The organism is Paraburkholderia sp. BL23I1N1 (genome assembly GCF_003610295.1).
In the GTDB taxonomy this organism is placed as follows: Bacteria; Pseudomonadota; Gammaproteobacteria; order Burkholderiales; family Burkholderiaceae; genus Paraburkholderia.
In genome coordinates this window covers 39,238-64,218 of the sequence record NZ_RAPV01000004.1, presented here as the reverse complement: position 1 = coordinate 64,218, position 24,981 = coordinate 39,238, and the positions used below count along the sequence as shown (strand labels likewise).

Annotated in this window: 17 protein-coding genes and 1 pseudogene; 3 read left to right on the top strand and 15 right to left on the bottom strand. The window is 56.6% G+C overall.

Annotated elements, in window-relative coordinates; genetic code table 11:
• Positions 1 to 3: 3 nt before the first annotated feature.
• From B0G76_RS41495 to B0G76_RS41440, 12 genes are all read right to left on the bottom strand, one after another.
• Positions 4 to 561, bottom strand: coding sequence for a DapH/DapD/GlmU-related protein (locus B0G76_RS41495; protein ID WP_259460995.1), 558 nt, complete (start codon positions 559 to 561; stop codon positions 4 to 6).
• Positions 545 to 1,801 carry a glycosyltransferase gene (locus B0G76_RS41490; protein WP_147394163.1) on the bottom strand — a complete coding sequence of 419 codons (1,257 nt, stop codon included), beginning with the start codon at positions 1,799 to 1,801 and terminating at the stop codon, positions 545 to 547. Before B0G76_RS41490 ends, B0G76_RS41495 begins: the two co-directional genes overlap by 17 nt.
• A complete protein-coding gene (locus B0G76_RS41485; protein WP_120298510.1) occupies positions 1,788 to 3,032 on the bottom strand; it encodes a glycosyltransferase in 1,245 nt (414 codons plus the stop codon). Before B0G76_RS41485 ends, B0G76_RS41490 begins: the two co-directional genes overlap by 14 nt.
• Positions 3,029 to 5,587, bottom strand: a complete 2,559-nt coding sequence (locus tag B0G76_RS41480) for an oligosaccharide flippase family protein (protein ID WP_259460994.1) — start codon at positions 5,585 to 5,587, stop codon at positions 3,029 to 3,031. The genes B0G76_RS41485 and B0G76_RS41480 overlap by 4 nt, the downstream gene beginning before the upstream one ends.
• A gap of 22 nt (positions 5,588 to 5,609) precedes the next feature.
• On the bottom strand, positions 5,610 to 6,560 hold the full coding sequence (locus B0G76_RS41475) for a GDP-L-fucose synthase (RefSeq protein ID WP_120298508.1): 951 nt from the start codon (positions 6,558 to 6,560) through the stop codon (positions 5,610 to 5,612).
• A gap of 5 nt (positions 6,561 to 6,565) precedes the next feature.
• Positions 6,566 to 7,684 (bottom strand): GDP-mannose 4,6-dehydratase, encoded by a 1,119-nt coding sequence (gmd, locus tag B0G76_RS41470; RefSeq protein ID WP_120298507.1) that lies wholly within the window; start codon positions 7,682 to 7,684, stop codon positions 6,566 to 6,568.
• Between the two features lie 66 nt (positions 7,685 to 7,750).
• On the bottom strand, positions 7,751 to 9,955 hold the full coding sequence (locus B0G76_RS41465; protein ID WP_120298506.1) for a polysaccharide biosynthesis tyrosine autokinase: 2,205 nt from the start codon (positions 9,953 to 9,955) through the stop codon (positions 7,751 to 7,753).
• 3 nt (positions 9,956 to 9,958) lie between these two features.
• On the bottom strand, positions 9,959 to 10,399 hold the full coding sequence (locus tag B0G76_RS41460) for a low molecular weight protein-tyrosine-phosphatase (RefSeq protein WP_120298505.1): 441 nt from the start codon (positions 10,397 to 10,399) through the stop codon (positions 9,959 to 9,961).
• A complete protein-coding gene (locus B0G76_RS41455; RefSeq protein WP_409076790.1) occupies positions 10,396 to 11,448 on the bottom strand; it encodes a polysaccharide biosynthesis/export family protein in 1,053 nt (350 codons plus the stop codon). Before B0G76_RS41455 ends, B0G76_RS41460 begins: the two co-directional genes overlap by 4 nt.
• A 386-nt stretch (positions 11,449 to 11,834) precedes the next feature.
• On the bottom strand, positions 11,835 to 13,214 hold the full coding sequence (locus B0G76_RS41450) for an undecaprenyl-phosphate glucose phosphotransferase (protein ID WP_120298649.1): 1,380 nt from the start codon (positions 13,212 to 13,214) through the stop codon (positions 11,835 to 11,837).
• 46 nt (positions 13,215 to 13,260) lie between these two features.
• A complete protein-coding gene (locus tag B0G76_RS41445; protein WP_120298503.1) occupies positions 13,261 to 14,787 on the bottom strand; it encodes a mannose-1-phosphate guanylyltransferase/mannose-6-phosphate isomerase in 1,527 nt (508 codons plus the stop codon).
• 1,227 nt (positions 14,788 to 16,014) lie between these two features.
• Complete coding sequence (locus B0G76_RS41440; RefSeq protein WP_120298648.1) at positions 16,015 to 16,272, bottom strand: hypothetical protein; 258 nt, start codon at positions 16,270 to 16,272, stop codon at positions 16,015 to 16,017.
• 439 nt (positions 16,273 to 16,711) lie between these two features.
• Between B0G76_RS41440 and B0G76_RS41435 the strand changes: the two are divergent.
• Together B0G76_RS41435 and rfbC are read left to right on the top strand one after the other, a co-directional pair.
• Positions 16,712 to 17,671, top strand: a pseudogene (locus tag B0G76_RS41435) (IS5 family transposase).
• Between the two features lie 2,073 nt (positions 17,672 to 19,744).
• Complete coding sequence (gene rfbC, locus B0G76_RS41420; protein ID WP_120298500.1) at positions 19,745 to 20,293, top strand: dTDP-4-dehydrorhamnose 3,5-epimerase; 549 nt, start codon at positions 19,745 to 19,747, stop codon at positions 20,291 to 20,293.
• A 102-nt stretch (positions 20,294 to 20,395) separates the two neighbouring features.
• On the opposite strand, the gene B0G76_RS41415 is transcribed toward rfbC, so the two are convergent.
• Positions 20,396 to 21,391 carry a GlxA family transcriptional regulator gene (locus B0G76_RS41415; RefSeq protein WP_120298499.1) on the bottom strand — a complete coding sequence of 332 codons (996 nt, stop codon included), beginning with the start codon at positions 21,389 to 21,391 and terminating at the stop codon, positions 20,396 to 20,398.
• 276 nt (positions 21,392 to 21,667) lie between these two features.
• On the opposite strand from B0G76_RS41415, the gene B0G76_RS41410 reads away from it, so the two are divergent.
• Entirely contained in the window at positions 21,668 to 21,937 is a 270-nt protein-coding gene (locus B0G76_RS41410) for a hypothetical protein (RefSeq protein WP_120298498.1), read from the top strand.
• 73 nt (positions 21,938 to 22,010) lie between these two features.
• On the opposite strand, the gene galU is transcribed toward B0G76_RS41410, so the two are convergent.
• Entirely contained in the window at positions 22,011 to 22,892 is an 882-nt protein-coding gene (galU, locus tag B0G76_RS41405) for a UTP--glucose-1-phosphate uridylyltransferase GalU (RefSeq protein WP_120298497.1), read from the bottom strand.
• 572 nt (positions 22,893 to 23,464) lie between these two features.
• Positions 23,465 to 24,454 (bottom strand): GlxA family transcriptional regulator, encoded by a 990-nt coding sequence (locus B0G76_RS41400; RefSeq protein ID WP_120298496.1) that lies wholly within the window; start codon positions 24,452 to 24,454, stop codon positions 23,465 to 23,467.
• Between the last annotated feature and the right edge of the window lie 527 nt (positions 24,455 to 24,981).

The following is a 24,981-nucleotide window of genomic DNA, read 5'->3' as shown; positions in this document are numbered from 1 at the left end:
TGTTCACGCCTCCTGGTGAGCCGCTACGGGAGCGCAATACTGACCCGAAACAACAGGCGTTTCGAGCATTTTTCTGTGTATCAATTCATCCCTCAAGATCGGGAAGCGGCGTCTCATAAGACGTGCCGGTACGCCGCCGACCACCGTGAACGGTTGGACGTCGTGGGTAACAACCGCCCCGGACGCCACCACTGCGCCGTCGCCAATGGTCATTCCGCAGAGAATGGTCGCGCCGGCCCCGATCCAAACGTCCTTGCCGATACGGGTCGGACGAAACGCAGGTCTGCCGCAAAAAATGATCGGGACACCCGGAATATCGAAGACGTGGTCGTTGCCCACAATTTGCACGTCTGGACCCAGCATCGAATAACTGCCGACACGAACGCCAGGATTGATCCGGCAGCCGGGACCCACGTAGACATATTCGTCCGCATGAAAGTCCCGGCTGATATCGCCATAGCCGCCGAATAGCACCGTTGGATGCACGTCGTTCAACCTGAGCAGCGTCCGCCAGAACAACCTCCTGGCGCTGCGCAGCGCGACTCTAAGCTCGGCCTTCATACGCATCTCCATAGAGTACTTGCATGTCGTTGCCCTGCCCAGCCGCCTTGCCATGGATCGCATCCGAGAGCACTTCGCATTGCCTAAAAGGGTTGTATATTTCGTCAATAATCCTGAAGCAGTTCTCTCGCGTCTGGCGTCGGTCACGAAATACGTCCGGAACCGAAATCAGACACCTCGACAGGTCAACCCTGTCGCCGTAACGGAATAAGATTCCCGAGATACCCGGCGCAACCGCCTCCACTTCGGGCATCTGCTGGTTCATGTTGGAGTGGCTAATGACCGGTGTACCGAACATGAGCGAATGCATTGCGGTCAAACCGATTTTTCCGGGCGACACGACAACATCGGAATCAAATATGTAGCCGGCCACCGCTTCCTCGTCGTACAGCTCACCAACGAAGTCGATGTCCAGCTTCAATTGCGCGGCAAGCGCCTCAAGCTTGCTCTTCGCGGGGCCTCCGCCTATCAACGTCAACTTGAATCGCCGCTCCGACGTTTCTTGCGCCAATGACACCGCATGCATCAATATGTCGTATGCGCACTTGTCCGTCAATCTGGACACACCGAGGACGCGAATTTCAGAGGATTGCCGAGGCTCTTCAGGACGCTCCAACAACGCACGTCGTGTCCGCAACTGAGACTGGTAGTCCAGGCTGTTGAACCCTACGTAGAGGTCCCTCGAGCGAAAACCAAAACTTTCCGCAATGCATTTGGCGCGGTAGCCGTACAGATACTGTGCGTGTCCGAGCGAGAAGAAGATACGCCTGATGTAATTTTTCAAAGACCGATCGTCCGACAGGAATCCGTGCCCCCAGAAAAGCACGCGTTTGCCAGTCAAGCGCCCGATTGCCGCCGCCAGCCAGGTCGTAAAGAAATTCGGATTGGCGAGCAATACCAATACGTCGAACTCGCTCGATAAGGCTGCGTGTACCGCGGCCCATTGAAACGAGATGTCCTTTACCACCTTGACGGCGGCCGGCCTGAAATCCGCGTCGATTTCGAAACGCAACGCAGGGATGCCCTGGTAGCGTTCTACCGGGTCGCCAAAGAACGTCACGTCAAAATCGTCCTGGCTGATCGCATCGAGAACGCCTTTTCGGTAATGCGGGAAAAAGTGGTACACGATAGCGACGCGCAGACGTTCATTCGCGATGCCGTCCTTGTTCGATCGGTGCATGGTGTGCGGTGAACCGGCACGCTGGCCCCGCAATCTGCGCATCAGGTTAACGATAGTCACGCGCGCCCTCCATCGGATGAACGCGGTCGATCGTATCCAAGACGTTGCGTCCGAAATTTTTGGGGCTGTGCTGGAGCGCAAAGTCGGCGAGCTGAGGCGAGTCCTTAAGGAAATGCACGATCGACTCCAATTTTCCCCAGTCAAAGTGCGGTACGGGCGACGCCGCGAGAAGAAAATCGTCCCATCGCAGGCCGAGAGAATTTTTTGCCCGATTGTGGTCGATAAGGCCGTAGTTCGAGGTGATCACAGGCACACCCACTTGAGCCGACTGGATCAGCACGCCGCTCATTCCACTGAAATTCTCGTAGCACAGCCACATCGTATCGGCGGCCGCGAATACCAAACCTTCTTCAAGCGCGGAGCAAAACCTGTTCATCAAGACCACTTGCGACCGGCACGCCCCAGCCTCCGACATAAAAGACTGGATCAATTGGACGGCCTCGCCATCTTGTACGCCGGCAAGCACGAGCCTGAAGTGCCTGGGAAGGTCAGCCGCTGAAAACATGCTCAATAGCCGGGCGAGGCCTTTTCTCGGACTGAGAGAGCCGTAGGACGCGATAACAAAGTGGTCTTTCTCCAACCCTAGCGCATGTCGAGCCCTCTGCCTTTGCGCAGGTTTGCTGACGAACGAAACGTCTGGGACATATCTGATTTTGGGCGCCAATGCGGGCATGTTCTGCGTGACGTACTTCGGCAACGGTTCATCTATCGTGGTAGCGAGCACTAGTGCCCGCAAGCGCAGCATTCTTTGAAACAGCACTCTATTGACGACATCCATCTTCCCTCCCGGCCCCGCGATACCGCACGCCTGATGATGAAACTTCGCGGCAAGGATCATGCCGCCGAAGGGTGTCGTGCCAAAGGGCGAGCCATACAATCCGACGATCTTGTCGATGTAGTTGAGGTAAGGGACATAGACGAAATCAGCGGCACCCGTCTTACGGTATTCACGATAGGCCTGCTTGAACGCACGCAGGTAGGCGCGCTGCCCGAACAACAACTGGAGCTTTCCATAGCGGGCTTCCCTTGCAATCTCCGGCATTTTTGCAACGTCCAGATCGGGTCCCAAGGCCGATATCACACTTTGCGTCGCGGCATGAGCGAGCGCCGACGCTGTCGTCATTAACGTGACTTTCCATCCACGCCGCAGTGCCTCTTCTGCTATCAGACGGACATACAGCACCATGCGGTGCCCCGTCGCCTCGGGTTCCACCAAAAGCAGCCTCGTCATGTCGCACCTTCCTGGGCCGTGCCAGTACCGAATCTCGGGCGCGACGTGACGTCGCCGAATAGCGCGGCATAGCGTTCAGCGACGCGCTCGATCGAATAGGCGCTCAAGTCGCGCTGTTGACGAATCTTCGCTTGCGCGAGTACCTTTGTGATTGACGCCGCGTAATCTCGATGACTTGCCGGATCAACCGTCACGACACCCGAGAAACGCGTGGCGAACTCGAAAACGGGAATAGCCGAAGCGACAATGGGCACGCCACTCGCGAGTGCCTCGATCATCGCGACACTGTGTGCTTCGCGTCCGGAAGGCATGACGTACACGTCCGCTGCGCACAGCAACGCCGCAACGTCCGGCCGGCTCCCTAGAAATCGTACCTTGCTGGATAAACCGTGCTGCTCGACCAATCGCTTCAACGCGTCGCCGTAGGACGGGTCTTCCGTCAGTCCTGCCAGCCACAATTCGACTGACTGGCCTGCGAGCAACATGTCGTTCAGAGCCAGCACGCTAGCCGCCTGATTCTTCACCGGCGACAGGCGCCCGACTTGAAGTACGACTGACACACTGTCGTCAACCTTAAATTCGCCCCGCAGCCGGCATCTGGCGTTTTCATCGAATGCGAAGCGATCAAGATCAGTACCGTTTGGAATGATGAGAAGCCGGCGAGGCGCGCCGCACCGCGAACGGTAATTGTTGGCAGCTGTCTCGGTGACGGTGACCACAGCCGCCGCGTCCCCTTTGAGAATGCGCTCACTTAGCCTGAGAAGACCACCTGCGTAGTCGTCGTTGGTGGCCGCATGCATGACGGTGACGACTGGAATAGCCGATGTCGTCAGTTTCATGGCGAGGCGTGCGTAAGCCGCCGGAATGACCGAATGCGCAACGATGACGTCAGGGCGAAACTCGCGCAGTGTCGCGCGAATAAAGCGCAAGCGTCCCAGACGCCCCAGCAATCGTGCAGGCGACGCGCACCAGACGCCCTTCTCCTCCAGTTTCGACCAAACCGGCCGGAAGGCTACCTCGCAAGGGTTGATTCCCATGACTCCAGCCACGCCGTTTTTTTTGCTCGTGTGCACCTCCGCCAACGTGGCGGCGAGCATTTCGGCTCCGGAATGCCGTGGCGTCAGGACCACGTGCATGACGCGCATAACGTTCTCTCTCCGGACGGTCAGTGAAATTCCAGCTCGCAGCCGTTGTAGAGGCAACACCAGAGCGACAGCACAGACGAACCCGAGTCCCACTGCGTGATACGGAAACGACGAGAACACCTGCGCCAGGATCACGATCAACGCCGTAACCGGCACGCCCACTGTGGCGAGTGGAAGCAACTGCCGGATCTGCTCACGGTCGTCCGACACGACGTCCCAGAGCATCAACGCTGCACAGACAAACACCGAAATCGTTGCGGCGAACGCGACGCCAATGGGGCCGAGCCACGGCACTAGAACCGCCGATGAAGCCAGCAGGCACGCCAACTGCACCACCGTCGCGCGCGTCACCCGGCTCGGCCTGCCTGTGCCACGCAGGTAGGAGGTCAGCAGACCGACCAGTACACCGGCCGCCATCAGATAAACAAAGATGCGGAAAAACGGCACGGCCCCGCTCCATTGCCCACCTAGCGCCAACTGGATGATGTCGCGCGTGGCGACACAGAGAAACGTCGCGACCACGAGCGCGATCGTCCCCAATTGACTGAACAACGCCAGTGCATAATGCGCGGCGCGGCTTTTGTCCCGGCGCGCCAGTTCGGAAAAATTCGGAAAGAGATACTGACTCATCGCAATGCCGAAATCGGCCACGCCGAATTGCGCGAGGCGGCTTGCGGTCTGATACAGACCCAAAGTCTGCACGCCAAATGTCTTGACGGTGATGATCCGGTCCAACTGATTGACAACCACGGTGAGCAAGCTGCTGGCCCACACCCAGCGACCAAACCCCATGACCTCGCCCAATGGTTTGGTGTCGAAGTTCAACCGCGGCTTCGTCTTGAACACAATGTATGAGGCGATGGCCTTGAGAAACTCCGACAACGGCAACGCTGCGAGCACCCAGAACACATCACGATAGGTCAGCGCAGCGACCGCTGACATCACGAAATCGACCACGACAAAGCTGCTCGTCAACAATGCGACCGTACGAAAACGCCGCTCTCGCTGCGCGACCACGACGCGCACGCTGGCGATGCACCTCGCGAGCGGTACCAGCGCGACCATCTGCAATACGGCGGTGCCTTCCGGGATATTCATTAACCGCGCAATCAAGCCAGACGCTGCGAACAAAACGACCGTCAGCAACAAGCCCCGCAGCGCGGTTGCGGTCCACAGTGCGTCAAGGCCACGCTGATCCAGCAACTCCCGCCGCTGGATCAGCGCATGGCTCATCCCCATCTCGGTCAACGACTCCGCGATCGACAAGGCCATCAGGCAAGCCGCAATCAGACCGATCGATTGCGGCCCCAACAGGCGCGCAAGCAGGAAGAACTTGAACGCCACCAGCAGGCGCGACACAGCCTGTTGTGCAAAGACCCACGTCACGCTGCTTTCGCCGAATCGCATCATTTTCATTGGTTGGCAGATGCGCTTAGGCCCGTTCCAGGACTTGCGTTTCGTAGCTCTGCAAGAAATCCTCGTAGGTCCCGGCCAATCCTTCCTGCAGGCCGATCTTCGCCCGCCAGCCGAACTCCGCCAGCTTGCTGACGTCGAGTAGCTTTTGCGGTGTGCCGTCAGGTTTGCTTACGTCGAACTCGATACGGCCATCTAAGCCAACGGCATGCATCGCAGCACGGGCCAGCTCCTCAATCGTGACGTCCACGCCGCAGCCGACGTTGTACCAGCCGCCCCCAAGCCCACGCTCGAGCATGAATACAGCCGCATCCGCCATGTCGTCGACGTGCAGAAACTCGCGGCGCGCGCGTCCTGTTCCCCACACCGAGATACTGTCCGCACCGCTCACTTTCGCTTCATGGGCTTTGCGCAACAACGCCGGCAACACATGACTCGTCTTCAGGTCGTAGTTGTCGTTCGGTCCATAGAGGTTGGTCGGCATCAGCGAAACATATTGCGTGCCGAACTGCCGGTTGAAAGCCTCACAAAGCTTGATGCCCGCGATTTTTGCGATCGCGTAGCACTCGTTCGTGCTCTCCAGAGGACCGGTCAGCAGGTAATCCTCCTTGATCGGCTGCGGCGCCTCGCGCGGATAAATGCACGACGACCCGAGAAACACCAGCCGCTGAATGCCCGCGCGATACGCCGAATGAATCACGTTGGCTTCGATGATCAGGTTCAGATACAGGAAGTCCGCGGGATATGTATCGTTAGCCAGGATGCCGCCGACCTTTGCGGCAGCCAGTATGACCACATCGATCGCCTCGTCGCGGAAGAATCGCTCGACGGCAGCCTGGTCGGCCAGGTCAAGTTCGGCGCGGCTCCGCGTCACCACATTGTCGTGGCCGCGTGAAGCGAGATTGCGTAGCAATGCCGAGCCGGCCATCCCACGGTGTCCGGCGACGAAGATTCGAGCGTTCTTGTCCATGGTGTTTACTCGTTGAACTCAAACGTCTTGAAACCCGCGAGCGTTACCAACGCATCCCGCTTCGCGACCTGATAGTCGGCTAGCACCATTTCCTTGACCAGCGATTCGAACGACGTAACCGGCTTCCAGCCCAACTTTTCGTGCGCCTTGGTCGGATCGCCCAGCAGCGTTTCCACTTCGGCTGGACGGAAGTAGCGCGGATCGACACGCACAATCACGTCGCCCGGCGCGACTTTCGCTTCACCACCTACGACGCGCTCGACAATGCCCACTTCGTCGACGCCAGCCCCCTCAAAGCGCAAGTGAACACCCAATTCGGCGGCGGCTTGCTGAACGAACTGACGCACGCTGTACTGCACACCCGTCGCAATCACAAAGTCTTCGGGTTGTTCCTGTTGCAACATCAACCATTGCATCTCGACGTAATCGCGCGCGTGCCCCCAGTCCCGCAGCGCTGACATGTTGCCGAGGTACAGGCAATCCTGCAGGCCTGTTGCAATGCGGGAGATTGCTCGCGTGATTTTGCGCGTCACAAAGGTCTCGCCGCGCACCGGCGACTCGTGATTGAACAGGATGCCGTTGCACGCGTAGATGCCATACGCTTCGCGGTAGTTGACAGTAATCCAGTAGGCGTACAGCTTGGCCACCGCATAGGGGCTTCGCGGGTAGAAAGGCGTGGTTTCCTTTTGCGGGATTTCCTGTACCAATCCGTACAGTTCAGACGTCGAGGCCTGATAAAAGCGCGTCTTCCTTTCAAGACCGAGAATCCTGATTGCCTCAAGAATGCGCAGCGCGCCGATGCCGTCCGCGTTCGCCGTATATTCCGGCTCCTCGAACGAGACGGCGACGTGGCTTTGTGCCCCTAGGTTATAAATCTCGTCAGGCTGCGCGCGTTGAATGATCCGCACGAGGCTGGTCGAGTCGGTCAGATCGCCGTGGTGCAGGATGAAGCGGCGATCGGATGCATGCGGGTCCTCGTACAGGTGATCAATTCGTTCCGTGTTGAACAGCGACGACCGGCGCTTGATGCCGTGAACTTCATAGCCCTTGTTCAACAGTAATTCGGCGAGGTACGAACCGTCCTGACCTGTGACGCCGGTAATCAAGGCAACTTTGTGACTCATGGTGTGATGCTCCTCGTAATCGATGCGCCGGGACCGTCCTCGCGCCTTGCTCGGGTGTTGTGCCGCTCAATCCGCACTGCTTTCGTAGCCGTAGTAATACGTGCCATAGCCAAGACGCCTCTGCGGCACATCGGTAAACAGCACGCCCTTGAGGGCGACACCGACATTGCGCAGACGGTTGGCAGACTCCAGAATTTCCGGCATGGGGTGGCGGCCATGACGCACCACCAACAAGGTCGTGCCTGCATGCTTACCGATCAGCGCCGCATCGGTCACGGCCAGCAACGGCGGTGTGTCGACAATGACGATGTCGTAGAGACTCGAAACGTGATCGAGCATCGTCTTGAAGCGCTCGCTCATCAGCAGTTCGGCCGGATTCGGCGGCAATGAGCCCTTCGGCAGGACGTCCAGGTTCGGCAGCACTTCACGCAGCACCGCACTGTTGATGTCCAGACCCGCGATGACATCCGAAAGTCCCGGGTGCCTCGACACGCCGAAATAGCTGTGCAAATCGCCACGCCGCATGTCCGCATCGATCAACAAGATGCGCTTGCGTCCGCTCGCGAGCACCGCCGCCAGATTCACCGACATAAAGGATTTTCCGACCTCAGGACGCGGACCGGTAATGACGATCACGTTATTGGCAGCGTCGAGCAGGCCGAACTGCAGCGCGGTGCGCAGACTCCGAATCCCTTCAATGGCCACGTCGTGCGACGCGATCGAAGCAAGCACGTGATGGCCGGTGCGGCCTCGCCGCATGCCTTGACGCAAACGCACCTGCGTCTCGCTGTGCGGCACGGCTGCATAAACCGGCAAGCCCAGCACCTGCTCGATTTCCTCGCTGTTTTCCACGCCGCCGAACAGCGCGCTCCTGACAAATGCCGCCACTGTTCCCGCAATGAGCCCCAACACTGCCGCCAGCACGATCACGAGTGCCCGCTTCGGCTTGACCGGCACCTCGCCCGCAACGGCGTAGTCGACCACGCGTACATTGCCAACCTGACCCGCCTTGACGATCTTCAACTGCTGCGCGCTGTCCAGCAGGTTCGTGTACAACTCCGTGTTGACACGCACATCACGCAGCAGGCGCAGGGCGGACTGTTCCGTATCCGGCAAAGTCGAGACACGCTGGTTCAACTGGGTCTGTTGCGCTTCGAGTGAGGCGATCTGCGCGTTCAGCGCCACAACACCCGGGTGTGACGGCGTAAAACGCTGCGTCATCTCGATCTGCTGTTGCTGCATATCGACGAGTTTGGTTTTGCTGTCGACAATCTGTTGCAACAGTAGACGGCTTTCCTCGGTCAGATCGACCGTTCCCTTCCGATTCCGAAATGCGTTATAGCGATCCTCTGCCTGATCGAGTTGCTTGCGAAGCTGCGGCAATTGCTGATCGAGAAAGCTGAGTGTGTGCTCCGCTTCTGCCGACTTCCGGTCGATGTTCTGCTGGACATAGGTCGCGGCGATCGTATTGATGATCTCGGCAGTCCGCTTGCTGTCCGCGCCATCGAGCGAGACGCCGATCACCCCGGACTGCTTGGTTTTCTCGGCAATGACAAGCGCATCCTGCAGTTGATCGGTCGTGAGGAGCGTGGAAGCTCGAGTCAGAAAGAATTGTGTGCCCGGTCGCGCTTCAAGACGCGAGACCTGCAATTCAACTGGACCAGCTGCTTCGCCGCCCCGGACCACACTGCCCACGTGTCCATGAAGAACAACCTCGCCATCGGGATCGACCAGATCGAATTTGTCGCCGCCGTGCGCCACCAACGTATACCTCGCGTCGTATCGCTCAGGCGGCACATTGAATACTGATACTTCGATCTTCTCGCCGCCCCACGCGAAACGCCCGAGTCCAAACAGAGGCAGCGCCAGTTCATTGGTCCCCGCACGCCGCGCCAGGACAGCGCCGATGAACGGGAAATAACGCGGCTGCGCACTGATATCGAGGTGCAGCGAGTGCACTGTCTGGCCGACCACGAGTCGCGATCGGATCAGCTCGATCTCAGCGTCGGCGGTTTGCTTGGTGTCGAAGATCGACGCCAGTTCGCCCAGTGCGTCCTTAGTTGAATTTGCACTGTCTTCAACCTGGATCATCGCGTCCGCGCGATACACCGGCCTTGCGATAAACGCATAGAGAGTCCCGACTATCAACACGGTCGTCGCGATGGCAACGATCAGCTTCCAGCTCTCCGCGATAACCGAAAGGTAGTCGGAGAGATGTATTTCGTCGCCATTCGACGAATCGATAAATCGATTTTGGTTTACGGATGCCATAGATTAGTGAGTCAATCGAACCATTGCGTCGAGCCAGCGCGCCACGCCACGCTCGATCTGCGCCAAGGCCGTTTCGAAGGCCGCGCGTCCTTTTCGGTACGGGTCCAGTACGTCAGTGCCCTCATGGTCGCCGAGGCGATAGACCTTGCCCTTCGCGAAGGGATAGTTCGTTTCGATCCTCTTGCGCTGTTCCTGCGTCATCGACAGAACAAGGTCTGCCGAGCGCATGTGGAGCAGGTTCAGGTCCACGGCAACGTGACCTCTGATGTCAATCTCACGCTCCGCCATCAATTCGACAGCGATGGGATCGGCACCGCGTCCGACAACCGCGGCCCAGCCGGCGGACATCACACTAACGCCAGGCAACTGTTTCGTGAGCAGCGCCTGAGCCATCGGACTTCGGCAGATGTTTCCTTCACACACAACAAGGATGCTGTCTATCATTTCGTTACAATCGCCCCGGTCAGGCCTGCATTAATCGCGGGCAGCAGCAGATTCAGCACGCGGCTGAAGCGAACCAGACCGTTACCATCCACATACACGACGTCCTTAGGCTGCAACTCGAATTGATTCGCGAGCACCATGGCGACTGGCGAGCGTGCATCGAGATGGAATACCTGCGGCGCCGTGTTGGACGCGCCGCGAATCACATAGAGCTGCGCTGCGTCCGCACTGGCAGTATTCACGCTGCCGGCCTGCGATAGGGCATCGCTCAATGTCAGCTTGCCGCTCTTCATGGGAATGGCGGTTACAGGCTTATTGACCTCGCCCATGACAAATACGCCGTTGTCATCACGCGAAACGACACGCAACAAGTCACCGTTCTTTAGCAGTATTTTTGAAGGGTTCTGATCGCTCGATAGCATGCTTGTGAGATTCAACCGATATGACACGCCATCCCGCACGAGGACCATCCGGCTTTGATCGGCTGTCGTACTGAAGTCCCCGGCCCGGTTGACGGCTTCGAACAGGGTCAGCGGAACATCGTTAATCGGAACAGCGCCCGGCGCGCGCACCTCACCGTCCACATACACCTGCTTGGCACGAAACGAAGCCACACGCACCGTCACCTGCGGCCGGACGAACACTTTGCTCAATGCGGCGTACACCGCCTGCTGGCTCTGATCGACACGTAGGCCGGCAACATGAACGTTACCCGCGTATGGCATCTGCACATTACCGTTGGTGTCAATCACGAATCCTTGCGCCGGATCGAAGGGCCGGTTGTTCGTTTGCGTCTGGGCGCCCAGAGCCGCCATCAGTTCAGGGTGATCCCATACGGTGATCTGCAGGACATCGCCCACCCCCAATGTGTACGGCTCCGGCTTACTCATCAGCTCGCCCAGTTGTACTGCGTTTGCCTGCACATCCGCCTCGCGCATCCTTTCCGTCAAGGCGACGTTGATATCGGTAATCGGAATCTGCATTTCGGTCGGTGGCACCTCTGAGTTCCCGCTTGCGACCGGCAGCGTTGCCGGAGTAGTCATCCGCATACCAGGAGCCACTGCACATGCCGACAACACAGCGCTTGCGGCGACACTCATCAGTAGACGAGTACAGCGGCGAACAGGACGTTCCACTCCATCTCCACTACACTTTCCAAAAAATCCCATCAGTCATTCCTCGAATTTCGTCCAACTCTTCTTTCACATCGAGATTGCCATTGCCGACCAGGAACGGCGAAAATCATTTCCCGGATTCGGCCAATGCGCGCTCAGATCTCGAGTCAAGCACTGTCTCCACGCGGAACACGCGATCTGTATGCGTACACTCGTGAGGAATCGGCTACGCATCGTCACCCGGACCGTCAAGCCTGAAGGCGTGGTTCGCAGCGTCAATTCGGAAATCTAATAACCGCATGAATGTTTCATCTGGAGCGCTAATACGCGTTGCTGCTAACTAGTCCCTTCGCTACCGTTGTCACGACAATCCGCATGTCCAACGCGAACGACCAGTTGCGCAGGTAGTAAAGGTCATGCTCCACTCGCTTCTGCATCTTCTCGACCCGGTCCGTTTCACCGCGGAATCCATTAACCTGCGCCCAACCTGTAATGCCCGGCTTGATGCGGTAGCGATGGATGTAGCCGTTGATGACTTTCTGATAAAGCTCATCGTGTTCGATCGCGTGCGGACGAGGCCCGACCACCGACATTTCGCCGCGAAGCACGTTGAAAAACTGCGGTAGCTCGTCAAGGCTCGTCCGTCGCAGCAGAGCACCCACGCGAGTGATGCGCGGGTCACCCTTCGTAGCCTGCGTGACCACACCTGTCTTTTCGGCATGTGGACGCATCGTCCGGAACTTGTAGATTTTGAACACGCGGCCATCAGCCCCTTTGCGATGTTGCGTGAAAAACACCGGCCCACGCGATGAACACTTCACGGCAACCGCAATGATCGTCAACAACGGTATCAACGCGAGTAACGCAAGCGCCGCAAATACGCGATCGAAAATTTCCTTCTGCACGATTGCGCGTGCTGGCAAAGGCGATGCGACAAGGCTAATCGCCGGCGCCCCGATCAGGTCGATCACGCCGCCTTCGAATAACGCCATGCTGCGCACGTCAGGAATGAAGCGGATATTCACGAGGTCGTCACGGAATTCATTGACGAAGCGCAGCATGGTCGACGCTTCCGCCAAGGGCAAAGCCAGCCAGATTTCCCGTACGCCTGCGCTCCGAACGTGTTCGGCAAACCTGTGAAAATCGTCAAACACCGGCACGCCGTTCAGCACGACACTTCCTTCCGGCCCCACATCGAACACCGCGGATGCACGAAAACCGCTGGAAGGGGACGCCTCGAGTTTGCCCACCACTTCCTGGCAATGAGCCCCGACCCCGAGCACTGCCACGTTGCGCAAATTCAGACCGGCATAACGCACGCTGCGCAGAACGGCATGTAACATCAGTCGCGATACGATCAATGCACCGCCCGTGATCGCGGTCCAATAGGCGAACCACAGGCGTGAGATGAAATCCGTGCGGTGCAGCGAGAACATCAGCACCAGACCGCACGCCTGCACTACCAGCCACGCTATCGAACCCTGCCCGGTCAACCGCAACATCGAACGGCCACGCCACGACTCGTACAAGCCGAAAACCGGAAACGACACCAACGCGAATGCGACGGAAAACGTAATGAACGCCCCGTCTCCTCGACTCTGCCCTAGATCCTCAAAGCGAATATGCGACGCCACCATGGCCCCCGTCACGATGAGGACCAAATCGACAAGCCGCGCCAATAACGCCTGTATCCCGAGCATCTCGCGATTCCCCGCCTGAAGTTGGACTGCGTAACATACCGACGCGTCACGCGCGCCCGTATGTGTCATCGAAACGGACGATGTCGTCTTCGCCGAGATACGATCCGGACTGCACTTCGATAAGTTCGAGTGGCAACTTGCCCGGATTCTCCAGACGATGCGTCACACCCAGCGGAATAAATGTCGATTGATTCTCACTGAGCATAAATTCCTCACTGCCGCGAGTGACGAGCGCCGTGCCACTTACCACAGTCCAGTGCTCGGCGCGATGGTGATGCAATTGCAATGACAGGCGGCCGCCTGGATTGACGACGATCCGCTTTACCTGAAAGCGCTCACCGCGATCGATTGAGTCGTAGTAACCCCATGGGCGCCGTACCTTTCGATGCGCATCGGCCTCGGGAGCTTGCAGCGCTTTCATCCGGCTAACCACACTCTTTACTTCCTGCAAGCGCGAGCGGTCGGCGACCAGCACGGCATCGTCGGTCTCCACAACGACCACGTTGGTCACGCCGACGCAGGCGATGAGACGCCCCTGCGAGTGGGCGACGCTGGACGTCGTCCCTTCGAACACGACTCGTCCGCGCGCAGCGTTGCCGTCCGCGTCCTTGTCGAGTGCTTCCCACACGGCGTCCCAGGACCCAAGATCCGACCACCCTGCGTCAAGCGATACCACCACGCCTTCCGCGAGTCGTTCGTCCGATCCGAGACGTTCCATCACCGCGTAGTCAATCGAGTCCGACGGGGAAGACTTGAAAGCCTCTACACCAGGACGGAAATACAACCCATCGCAAGTGCCTTGCGCGTGGGCTAACAAGCACGCGTCGTGCATCGCCGGCTGTATGACCTTGAGCGTAGCGAGCCATACGCTCGCCCGCACAACGAATATTCCGCTGTTCCACCAGTACTGCCCCGATGCGACGTACCGCGCGGCCAATTCGGCCGCCGGTTTTTCGACGAATCGCTCAATACGATGCGCGCCACCGCTAAGGTCAGTACCAAGCTTGATGTAACCAAAGCCCGTATCAGGACGCGTCGGCGGCACGCCCAGTGTCACAATCGCGCCGCGCTGCGCATGCCGAGCCGCCAACGCAATCGTCGACTGGAAGGCATTGAGGTTCTCGATCGAATGATCTGCCGGCATTGCAACAATGATCGCGTCGTCACCATCCGAACATGCCGCCGCAGCGGCAAGTGTCAGCGCAGGTGCCGTGTCGCGTCGCGTCGGTTCAACCACGATGCGTGCGTCGATTCCTCTTGCCCGGAGTTGTTCCGACGTAACGAAGCGGTGATCGTCGCCGCATACGATGATCGGCGTGCTGACCGTACCTCCATCGGAATGGAACCCCTTCATCCGTTGCACAGTTGCTTGTAGTAACGAATCCCGCCCCAGCAAATCAATCAATTGCTTTGGATATTGTTCCCGTGACACGGGCCACAGTCGCGAACCCACTCCTCCCGCAAGTACAACAGGTACGAGTCGCACAGCCGCTGCAGAGGCGCGCTCTTCCGTCGGAACTATTTTGATATCACTATCACTAACTTCCGACTCACTCATCGATGTGTGACCCATACGTATTCCTATTCGATATTCCAACAGGATCAGAAATGCTGCACTTTTGATTTCCCCACACTGTAGGCGGCCTGACGTATCTCCCTCGATCATGGGCCGTACAAAGTTCGCCAAGATCATGTCCACCGACGCTACATCGTCTGCCTCAAAACAGATGCGAGTTGAATTGAGCTGTGCGGTTTACGACTGGCGGCAGCTGCAGCCACTCGCAGCAGTGACGTGGAGTATTAACCTGACATGAGATTCGTACTTCTCGCACCGATCATAAAGATCGCGCATTTTTTTAAAAAACCCGACGATGTACGTCATTTCTCCGCAAAACCGCTGCTCGCCTTTTCCGGGCGCCGTAATGAATGATCTGCAATAGCTTAAATATCAAACACTACCGCCACCCCTCACTTTTAAAAGGACTGCCTCGGCTTCAGTTGCAGTGCATCATACATAGGCTGCCTTCAGACGTAATGTGACTGACGGAAAACGCCAACATGTTGGCGTTTTAGCCCATTCGCTCCTGACGCGTCTGAACAGGCTATCCACGTGTCTCTCGCATTGTGCTTGGCTCACATACAGCAACCCATTCACGTAGCAATTTAGGGTGAACTGCCACGACCTCGACTGGGCATTCTTTATCCAGAAAATCTCACTGTTTGACGCCTGCTTGACTCTACTCCGTGGCTGCGTCAATTTTACCGCTACACTCTTCCAAAGGGGCATCCGAGCCCATACAACGCATCCGAATCCATTCAGTTTCGATGGTCCACAATCTGCACGAATTGAATGGACATTTGCAGGTGCGAGCGCCAGCCCATACATTCTTTGCACACGTTGAAGCGACCTGTGGATTCCAATCCTCGTGCTCCGCTAATCTGATGCTATCAAACCAATTCGCGTCAGCTCTTCAGGTCAATGAGGTGCACCGGGTCAGAAAAATATGAGCAAGCCACCGTGGCAAAATGCGCCATGGATTTGGCTGATTCCACCCAATTTTCCGGTCTATTGCCGCCACAACCGGCATGATTTCATCCGATACCGAAGGCTGCATTCGAGGCGATCCCCCACGACCGGAACAATTACTATTCCGAAATCGTCACTGAGAATTGCGACTGACTGTCTGCAACTTCAAGTGGTTGTTTTTATTGCCTGGGACAGGACGTCCGGCTAACACCGCGCCAGGGAAGCCTTCATTGACGTTGTTAGCAGTCCTCGATTGAAGCTGACGTTGCAGATCTACGAAATAAACATTGACACGATAAAAGACGCAATTCCGACGGGCACGATGAAGATCGTGCATAGCCCCATCCGCATCATCAACTTAGCCCTTGCAGCTTCCCAGGGGCCGCGCGCGCGATGCGGCTGAAACTCAAGAAAGATGACCGGCTGAAAGTGCCGTCTCCCGACCTTCAAAGCGGAAAGCAAGCTGAAGATCAGATAAAGAAGCGTCCAGCCGAAACAAAATTTCGAAAGAATCGAAAGAGCGATCGTCATATATTTCGCCACTTGATTTAACAATTGAGACGTCTTGAGCCTATCCTGCAACGCAGCATTTTTCATGACAAACGTTTGGCTTTATCCGTCGTCTTTCGCCCCACCGGCTGACGTATGTGACTTGCTGGCATGCCCCGCTCCGGAACGGTGCGAGTCGGCGATCCAGGCACTGGCCGGAGCAGCACGTTTGGCGTGATCGACTATAGACGGGCGCTTGCTGCACAGCAGTACAGTCGGATTTTTTTACGCAAATCTACCAACCATACAACGGGGGTAGCCATGACTGATAGCGAAAGACTTTTGCTAATACTTTCGGCTGGCGTTGTTGCAAAAATCAGGGCGCTTCGCGAGGGCTTGACGTTTACGCGCAACGCTCGGGTTGTCCAGGATGTTAACTTCGCATCGAACTGCGTAGATTCTCGATTTTTTCCCCGAGAAGATGCGCAAGGACGAACGCAAGGCAAGCGAGCCCAAAGGGGTGTACCGCGTCAGAAACTGGCGGGAATACAACGCCGGTCTGATCTCGAGAGGTGACGTGACCACGTGGATTGACGAAAGCGTACTGGTGCCGGTATCTGAGGCTGGCCCGGCCAGGCGCGGTCGGCCGCGTGTCTACAGCGATGCGGTGATTCAGATGTTGCTCGGGCTCAAGCAGGTCTTTCATCTGCCGCTGCGCGCTCTGCAAGGCTTCGCGCTCAGTCTGCACAAACTCGCCTACCCGGGCTTGCCGGTGCCGAACTACTCGACCTTGAGCCGTCGCGCACAGACCCTGAAAGTCGTACTGCCAACGCAGCGTCCCGATGCACCCTTGCACCTGGTGATCGATAGTACTGGACTGAAGGTGTACGGCGAGGGCGAGTGGAAAGTGCGCAAGCACGGCTGTTCGAAACGCCGGACATGGCGAAAGGTACATCTTGCGATGGACGCGAACACCGGTCAGATCGGCGCTGCACTGATGACCTATCGGGACGAAGGTGATGGCGAAGTGTTGCCTGATCTGCTCGACCAGATTCCGGCTGATGTGGTGATCGATACCATCGGCGGCGATGGTGCCTACGACACCAGGCCGTGCCACGCGCAGATCGCCGCGCGTAGCGCGATCCCATCGATTCCGCCGCGCGAGGGAGCGAAGCCCTAGCCAGATAGCACGCCCGGTGCCGCCTGGCGCAATGCAGCTATCGACGCTATCGGGAGAAGCAGCAGGCGCGAATGGAAACTGGCGACTGGCTACCACCGGCGCTCGCTTGCCGAGACCTTGATGTACCGGCTCAAGGTACTCACGGGCCCGTGCCTGTGGGCTCGTGAAACTGGATCGCAGGCGACCGAAGTATCGATTCGTGCGGGCGTGCTTAACCGCGTGACGGCACTCGCTCGGCCGCAGTCCGTCCGTATCGCCTGAGATCGAAAGCACAGGAGTCATGTTGTCTCTACGACTGATTAACGCAACAACACCCTTTCGGCACAACGATCGTCTGATCACCTATCTGCTTGCCAGAGTGAGTCGCATGGCTCATCTCGCGAACGAAACTAGACAAGAGTGTTAAGCGCCGTCCTCGACGAACGATATTTGGCGATGGAAGCCATCTGTGCATCGACACGCCCAGAACAAACGCGGACCGAGCTCACCCAACTACTAAAGGTCGGAGCGGAGAGATTTCATAAGCTCGCGGATACACTCGGTCAACATTGATTTTCGGCCACTCCTAATTTTTCCGAAAAAAAACCGACACATGGTGTCGGTTTAAAAAAGCTTCCGGCTATTCCGAGGATTACTGCCGGAGGCTTGAGAGAAGTGTATTTTCGTCGACGACTGCGACGCTGTTCCGACATAATTTTGTACTCAACCGCCAAATTGAACTGGTAACTACTGGCCATCAATCTCAGGCGTTCGATATCAAATCGGCAAAATGCCAGCTACTTCAAAACCGCAAGATCCAACAGAACAACCATCAGTCTCGCAAGATGCACCCGATCAGAAGATCCAACGCGCCGCCACAGGTATAGTCTGTAGTGGCCTGCATTAGCCACAACAACACAACGCAGGCTACAGCCTGTCGCGCTTCGCTCGGCGGTCCGAGAAGCGCGATCCCGACGTGATATGGACCGTGCAGGCGTGATACACCTCCACGACGGCTCGAGACTGATAGTCGAGATGAACGTGATCGACAAATGCATCTCTTAACGTCTTGGCGTCAAATCGAACCTTCGACACTTGCATTACATGCATCGCCAGGGCCTGTGCGCAACTGCCCAGCGCCACACGCTGGAGCAAGTCGATCCTGCCGTTAACGCACATCCACAGATGCGTGCATTGAACCACGTGTTGCGCAGTCAGCCACTTCCCAGTCAGTCGGCGTCTGATTAACTGCGACACGACGAGATAGGTCAGTAGATCTGCACACGTGTGTGTGTCGGAAGAATTTGACCAGGACATTGTTAATCTGGATAGCCAACAGGGTTGGATATATTACGCACAACGGCTTGTTCTCTTTGTTAAGCGAAGGCGCGTAAGATGGCACCTCCGTCACGCAAGGCAATTTCCGATCACATCCTGAAGCGCTCACGAAGTCACGGCCAGACGAACTTCACTCCAATTCGCCTATTCCCCCACCGCCGCCTACCGGTTTCACGTCACGCCATGCTCACCATGGAAGACTACCTGACCCGGGAGATTAGTCGCGCACACGACGAAGATCTCCGTCACGACAGGGGATCGCAAGTCCAGGTGCGGACCATCAAAAAACATACGTGAGGCGTCGTACCTTTCTCGCGAAGTTTGCTCTATCTGTTCCGCTAAACGTTGCGCACGGCACGCAAGCCCGACGCGCCGAAGCCAGTCAGCGCTGCGACCGTTTAACCGCAGCCAACGATGTGAATATTCGACAAGTTGCTCGAAATTTAGCCACTGGCTTGTCCTCTGACGCATTACTAGTTGTGAGGCGACCAGATAGGCAAGCAATTCTGTTTGCGCATACAGATCAAAATCAACAAGTCGGTGCGTCATCGTGTGCGGAAATTAGGTTATATCGCAATGCGTAATCGGAAATGAGTGTGGCGTCCCCTCGAGTGAACGTCAAAATAAACCCTGTATACCCCACAGACAGTTGCACCCCTAACGCGTGTAAAGGTCAGGCCTCCCACGACGCATAGTCCTACGTTGTGTCTGATCCGATCCGCCAAAACGTTGAAGGATTCCGCCGAATTTAGGCTGCCATTCTTCCGCGATCTTTCACAAGCGGATTTTCTCGGCAACTCGCCACGCAATTGGATAACAAGAAGTTAGAGATTGGAGTGATAGATGGCGTCTCGAGCCAATCTTTTGGCGCCATAGACTAAGCCCCCACTTGTATCATCCATGGTCCTGGAGACGGATATTCTTGAGCGATATCTTGCCGAACGCTGCTAAAACCGGCTTGAAATCGTTTCGCATCGCGTCGAAGTCAATTTCAATTCCCAATCTTATGCGTTACAGATGACAATTCAGATTAAGCACACGGCAATTCGCGACGTCAAGCTGATCGAACCATGCATCCAATCAGATAAGCGGGGTATTTCGTTTGACAGTTTCGACCAAGAGGAATTCGAGGAACGTGTGGCGCGCGGCTATCGATTCGTGCAGGAGCGTCACTTGGTGTCTGCCCACAATGTGCTGTGTGGTCTGCATTATCAGATTCGGCGCCCGCAGGGGAAACTAGTGCGTGTAGTGAACGGTGAGGTGGTCGACGTGGCGGTTGACTTGCGACGCTTATCGCCCACGTTCGGGCGCTGGACCAGTGCACGGCTATCGGCATCCAACTGCCGTCAGCTGTGGATTCCACCGGGGTTTGCGCATGGTTTCCTCGTGTTGTCGGATGTCGCAGAGGTACTTTGCAAGACAACCGAGCGCGCCTTTGTCGAGCATGAACGCACGTTGCAGTGGGACGATCCCGATATCGCGATTGCCTGGGATCTGGACAAGGCGCCAATCACATCCGCGCGTGATGCGGTAGGTACGAGTTTTAGCGTTGCCGAGGTTTATTGATCGCAATCCCCACTCATGGTCGACATGCATCCGTTGATTCGGCTGCATGTCATTCGACCGATGCACCCCACGAATAGTCTTTTATCGCATCTGTCGACGTACCTAACGAAACGACCGTTTGCTTGCACGGTACTCTGTCGGCGTTACTCCAAGGTATTTACGAAATACTTTCGAAAGCTGTCCGCCACTTCCGATTCCGCATCGCCGCGCGATCTTGTCGACCGGAAGATCCGTTTCGGAAAGAAGGTGGCAGCACTTGTCAATTCGACCGTATAAGAGGTAGTCGGACGGTGTCACACCCATTTCCGTCTTGAAGCGGCGCAAGAAATTCCGCTCACTCATCGCGACGAATTGCGCCGCTTCTTCAATCGTGATCGTTCTTCCGCAGTTCATGTCCAACCATTGTGCCGACGACTGTATCTTTTCGCTTACAGCTCCGAACGCGTTCTTCTTTGGAACGGGGGTAAACTGTTCGTCATAGCGCAACCTTAGAGAGCCGGATATTTCTCGCGCGATTTCCGCGCCGAGGTCCTCTTCAATCAGCGCTAGTGCCGCTCGCGGCGGAGTGCTTGATCGCTGGGAAGCAGACACTTTCAGTCCGTTCCACGCGACTTCATGAGCACCTTCGCCACGGCGAAATTTGCGGAAAGTATTCGATGATTCAGCGACGTTCAGTAGCAAGCGTCTTTCGGAAATTGGAAAAATCCGTTCGCTGCGCAAGTCGAGTTGGCTCAACCAGGCAATCAGGTGTTCTTCACTCAGCATGCTGTGGACGCCTGCATCTCCGGCGATAAAGAGCGCATGAAAATCTTCAGCATGACCACGTGATTTGATACTGTCGGTCCAAACAAACACCGATGACGAACTCGCTATCCTGCCACCGCTGACCGACACGAGATGAACGTCGTAGCGAGGCCCACCTCTGCGCAAGGACATGCAGAGCGCATTGGCTGACTGGAAAATCTCCACTACCGTGGCTACCTCTGGTAGCGAGAAACCGTCGAACAGTGCAATGCCTATACGTCTTACGGAGCGAACGTCATGGAATACCTGAGACTGAGTCGCATCCCGACTACTGCGGGCAAAAAAAACTGCCATCCAGCCATCCCCCTCGGAAGATAAGTCGCCTCCTACGGCTACATTCGAGCCGTTTTGACAGTCTGGACAATCGTACACAAGCGGCACACATAAGATCGCTGGATGGCCGAATAGGATAATACGTTGGCGGTCACGGACCGATTGCAACATTCAGGCAGAAGCTTCAGCGGCGGATGTCCGGTCCACGATTATTCGATGATCCTCCATCACATTATTCGGCATCCTCTATAAATTAAATAATGATGTTGATCTACTTGAAAATATCACGCATCGCAGATGGCCGAATATCGCGTTCTTTGGATTCAATATTTTGACGAATTCTGCCGACCTCGCATCGGCGAGCGTTTCGATGCGTCGGAGAGATCGTTTTCGCCAACGCAATTGGTGGTTTTTCTGATTCAGCTAGATGGCAGGGCGCTCGCGAAGAGCCTGCTGAGCGGCGATAGCACGTCTGGCTGTAAATCGCGCGAAATGCGCATCGCCTTGCTGTGGCGGGCAACACGTCAAGTCCGCGCGGAACCATACTGCTTTAACGGCAAACGCTGACAATCCGGCTCAGTATTCACATGCTGTGCAACACAGCAATATATGAATATGCTTTACACGAGGCGCGGCGACCTCACAGCGGCAGGAGAGACAGATGCTGCTCAAGGTAAGCACGAAACTCGACGCGTACCTCGGGATGCCGCAGTGCAAATTCCACCCCCGCTTTCAGATAGCCGAGCTTGCTGCCGCAGTCAAAGCGCGTGCCGTCGTACTTGTATGCAAGTACCTGTTCATCGGCTAGCAGCGACTGGATCGCATCCGTCAACTGGAGTTCGCCGCCCGCGCCCGGCGTGATTGCGCGAAGATGTTTGAAAATTCGCGGCTTCAGCACGTATCGACCCACCACACCCAGGTTCGAAGGTGCCATACTCGGCTCAGGCTTTTCAACGATGCCCGCCATTTTGATAATTGAATCCCCCCATTCCTTGCCGTCGATGATTCCGTACGACTTGGTATCTTGCGCCGCGATTTCCTCAACACCGATCACCGAGCTATGATAATGATCGAACACCTCGATCATCTGCGTCATGACAGGGGGGGTGCCGTATAGCAAGTCGTCCGCGAGAATTACGGCGAACGGGTTATCACCCACCAGTTTCTCAGCGCACAGCACAGCGTGCCCGAGGCCGAGCGCCTCCGACTGACGCACATAAAAACAGTCAACATGACTCGGTTTGATGCTGCGCACCAACTCCAGCAGCTTGTTCTTACCGCGCGCTTCCAGTTCCGCCTCGACTTCATACGACTTATCGAAATGGTCTTCGATGGCACGCTTGCTGCGGCCCGTGACGAAGATCATTTCGGTGATGCCTGCGACCATGGCCTCCTCCACCGCATATTGAATCAGCGGTTTATCGACGATCGGCAGCATTTCCTTTGGGCTAGCCTTCGTAGCAGGGAGAAATCGGGTGCCAAGACCAGCTACCGGAAACACTGCTTTTGTAACTTTTAGCATAAAAGACTCCGAATATGATTGCTATGGCCGATCCATGGTCGGGCCACCTCCGCCCCACATCGATAGCAGCGGAAAACCTGCACCCTCGGCAGCGACGCGCAGACGCAAAGTGCGCGAAGGGCGGCGCTTTAGGCTGCCATCAGTAGCTCGGTGACGACCGCTGCGATTCAAACGGCTCGTTGTCGCCCACCCAGGTACCGAAACGACTCGGCGGAAGCATAAGGCCCCAGTTGGCCACGTAGTCGCGCGTGGCGGAAGCAATTCGGATTTTGGCCGAACCAGGCCTAATTCATGCATTTCTGGCGCCCCGGCCATCACAGTCATCAGTTGGCCATTGTTCAAAAAACCATCGATCGAAGAGGAATCAGATTGCGATTGATTAATCTCCATGCAGCACGGTGACAATGCGTGATGTAAGCAATTCGCGTACCTAAAACTACCGGAAAAAAATAGCAATTAAATAGCGAGAAATAATAGCTGCGCTTTGACGATTAACCATTCGACCAGCTTCCAACCCGATGGTAATTAGCGTGGCGAACAATTTCCGAAATACACCCACCGCTATAGGCCACTCAAGCCCGCTTGTTCGCGCGATACTCGGTAGGTGTCGTCGCAAGATGCTTGCGGAAGAGTTTCGCGAGCCGACCGCCACATCCAATGCCACAATGACGCGCCACCTTGTCGACTGGCAGGGCGGTTTCAACAAGCAGGCGACAGCTCATATCAAGCCGCACGTACAGCAAATAATCAGACGGAGTCACACCCATTTCGATCTTGAAACGCCTGAGGAAATTGCGCTCGCTCATGCCGGCGATCTGCGCGGCAGCGTCAATCGAGATCGGACGGTGACCGTTCGCCTCCAGCCATTTTGCCGACGCCTTGATATTCTCGCTCACGCCTACCGAAGCATTCTTGCGCACAATTGCAGTAAACCGGGTATCCGGAGATGGTGCGACCCAGTCAGCGATCTGACGCGCAATTTCGCTACCGAAATCCTCCTCAACCACTGCGATGGCTGTTTGCAACGGGCCGGCGGCGACACTCGAAGGTCCGTTGACGGCGCCGATCTGCATCATTTCGCAAGCGTGTTTGCCGTAGCGCCTAACACCAGTGGCCTGCCCGAATCCGGCGACGTCTAGCAGCAATTGTCCTTCGCCGATCGGGAATACCAAGTCGCTGCGCGGATGCGTCCGACGCAGCCAGGCAATCAGGCGTTCATCGTGTAGCGCATCGTTCACCCCTACACCGCCAGCAATGAACAAAGCGTGAAAGCGCTCTGCGTCGCGCCGCGCCTCGATGCCTTCGGTCCAGACGAATACCGATGAAGAACTGACGATCCTGCCTCCCGCCATCGACAACAGACTAACGTCGTAACGCATTCCGTCGCGCCGTTCGCCCTCAGTGAGCGCATTCACCGACTGGAATACCTCCACGACCGCTGCCGCCTCCGGAAGGGCAAAGCCGCCAAACAGAACTAGGCCAATACGCCTCACGATGGCAGGCTCAGGCGAAACGTGGGGCGGCATTGCGCTGGTGCGGCAAAGGACTGAAGGACACTCCATCTGATTTTCCCCGGAAATTAGTTGCCTGTTCCAGCTTGCTTTGAGCCGGATTAATTGCTGAGTCTGATCGTACAGAAGGATGGTTTGCGACGTATTTTTCTGGCCGAATCGAACAACATATTGGCGGCCACGATCAATTCATTAGCCGCCACACGAGGCTCAACATTTCACGATAGGAAATTACCGGTTTTAATGAAAAAGTATTTCAAAAGACATCGCATAAAAATAGTCGATTAGCATATTCATATTAAATATCTGTAAATTCCCAGCGCACGTATGGTCGTTATCATCGAAGTGCATAAAAGTGCTGCTCGCGAGTCGCGCACGGAGGCGGGCCTTCCCCGCAAGCGATCATTCCAACAAGCCGGAGAGGAAATGTGATGCGGCCACCTGTAGTCGGTCTGCTCAAGAGCGTGTGTGGTTTCCGAGTACTGAAATGATCGATGTGCCAGTGAGTCGTTCGCTGTGCTGTACGGCAAAGTAAGTACTGGTATTCTTGGCAACAAACACTAGCGCGTTTCGAGCGG

Bases quoted from the DNA above. Each gene is read 5' to 3' on its own strand.
- B0G76_RS41495 (WP_259460995.1), bottom strand. From the start codon at position 561: ATGAAGGCCGAGCTTAGAGTCGCGCTGCGCAGCGCCAGGAGGTTGTTC.
- B0G76_RS41485 (WP_120298510.1), bottom strand. From the start codon at position 3,032: ATGACGAGGCTGCTTTTGGTGGAACCCGAGGCGACGGGGCACCGCATG.
- B0G76_RS41480 (WP_259460994.1), bottom strand. From the start codon at position 5,587: ATGATGCGATTCGGCGAAAGCAGCGTGACGTGGGTCTTTGCACAACAG.
- B0G76_RS41475 (WP_120298508.1), bottom strand. From the start codon at position 6,560: ATGGACAAGAACGCTCGAATCTTCGTCGCCGGACACCGTGGGATGGCC.
- gmd (WP_120298507.1), bottom strand. From the start codon at position 7,684: ATGAGTCACAAAGTTGCCTTGATTACCGGCGTCACAGGTCAGGACGGT.
- B0G76_RS41465 (WP_120298506.1), bottom strand. From the start codon at position 9,955: ATGGCATCCGTAAACCAAAATCGATTTATCGATTCGTCGAATGGCGAC.
- B0G76_RS41460 (WP_120298505.1), bottom strand. From the start codon at position 10,399: ATGATAGACAGCATCCTTGTTGTGTGTGAAGGAAACATCTGCCGAAGT.
- B0G76_RS41455 (WP_409076790.1), bottom strand. From the start codon at position 11,448: ATGCGGATGACTACTCCGGCAACGCTGCCGGTCGCAAGCGGGAACTCA.
- B0G76_RS41450 (WP_120298649.1), bottom strand. From the start codon at position 13,214: ATGCTCGGGATACAGGCGTTATTGGCGCGGCTTGTCGATTTGGTCCTC.
- B0G76_RS41445 (WP_120298503.1), bottom strand. From the start codon at position 14,787: ATGGGTCACACATCGATGAGTGAGTCGGAAGTTAGTGATAGTGATATC.
- B0G76_RS41440 (WP_120298648.1), bottom strand. From the start codon at position 16,272: ATGACGATCGCTCTTTCGATTCTTTCGAAATTTTGTTTCGGCTGGACG.
- rfbC (WP_120298500.1), top strand. From the start codon at position 19,745: ATGACAATTCAGATTAAGCACACGGCAATTCGCGACGTCAAGCTGATC.
- B0G76_RS41415 (WP_120298499.1), bottom strand. From the start codon at position 21,391: ATGGCAGTTTTTTTTGCCCGCAGTAGTCGGGATGCGACTCAGTCTCAG.
- B0G76_RS41410 (WP_120298498.1), top strand. From the start codon at position 21,668: ATGGCCGAATATCGCGTTCTTTGGATTCAATATTTTGACGAATTCTGC.
- galU (WP_120298497.1), bottom strand. From the start codon at position 22,892: ATGCTAAAAGTTACAAAAGCAGTGTTTCCGGTAGCTGGTCTTGGCACC.
- B0G76_RS41400 (WP_120298496.1), bottom strand. From the start codon at position 24,454: ATGGAGTGTCCTTCAGTCCTTTGCCGCACCAGCGCAATGCCGCCCCAC.